Source organism: Methanoculleus sp. UBA413 (assembly GCF_002502935.1).
In the GTDB taxonomy this organism is placed as follows: domain Archaea; phylum Halobacteriota; class Methanomicrobia; order Methanomicrobiales; family Methanoculleaceae; genus Methanoculleus; species Methanoculleus bourgensis.
In genome coordinates this window covers 5,599-6,506 of record NZ_DAQR01000132.1, presented here as the reverse complement: position 1 = coordinate 6,506, position 908 = coordinate 5,599, and the positions used below count along the sequence as shown (strand labels likewise).

The following is a 908-nucleotide window of genomic DNA, read 5'->3' as shown; positions in this document are numbered from 1 at the left end:
CACGATTCTGCAATGGCATGCCCCGAAACATTACCGGTAGCCACTTCTCTCATCGAGAACGACAGAAACCGCGTAGGGATGCCCAGCGCCCGGGCGAAGGCGGTATACAGGGTTCCATACTCATCGCAGACCCCCAGATACTTTCCGTTTATGGGAGAGGGGTGATCCATCATGTACAGGTCGGAGAATATATATTCAAGATATGGGTCTTCGTATGTGTAATTCATAGCCCCATTGACATACTGCGTTATCGCATATGCGGACTGATACGGCTCTGTCGTACCATCAGCCGCTTGCGCTGCTTCGAGTAGCACTCTATATCCCTCACTGAACGGGAAATGATACAGGTCGCTCGTCTCGAGGTTTTCTCCGCCGTCAGGATCGAGGAGATGCGACGCATCGTTGTTATACTTCTCTACGGCATCGATCGGCATCCTTGCCATCCATGACGTAAGGCCGGTCGGATCAACTCTGATCTCGACTGCCATCGGTTTTATTCCGATGGAACTATGCTGTGGGAGAACCTCGAATGGAACTGTCACAGTGAGGTCCGCCCCCGCTGCAAGATCCGAAAAAGGTACGCCACACCCATACCCATCCTTAAGCGACCAGAGGATGACCATCCCGCTCGCTGCAGAAGAAGCATAGTTATGGATTGTGATCTCGTGATAGACAAATGTGTCCTGTGTCCAGTACCAGGAGATAGTTCCCTGGGTCATTCTCACGTCCGGCATCAAATCCCGGGTGCCGGGGTCGCCGCTCTCGGTTTGCAGCGTCAACGAAACCTTACCGGGTGAGACTGGAACCATATCCGCATCGATCACCTGGAATTCTGACACCCTCTTTGGATCCAGAATAATTACTCCGGGGTGCTGCCGTGCGATCTCCTCAGTGATCGGAACCCTCTG

The 908-nt window shown here is 53.1% G+C and carries 1 protein-coding gene; it reads right to left on the bottom strand.

The window, feature by feature from the left end; all coding sequences use genetic code 11:
- Positions 1 to 908, bottom strand: a 908-nt coding sequence (locus tag BP858_RS11340) for a transglutaminase-like domain-containing protein (RefSeq protein ID WP_286879523.1), incomplete at both ends; no start/stop codon positions are given.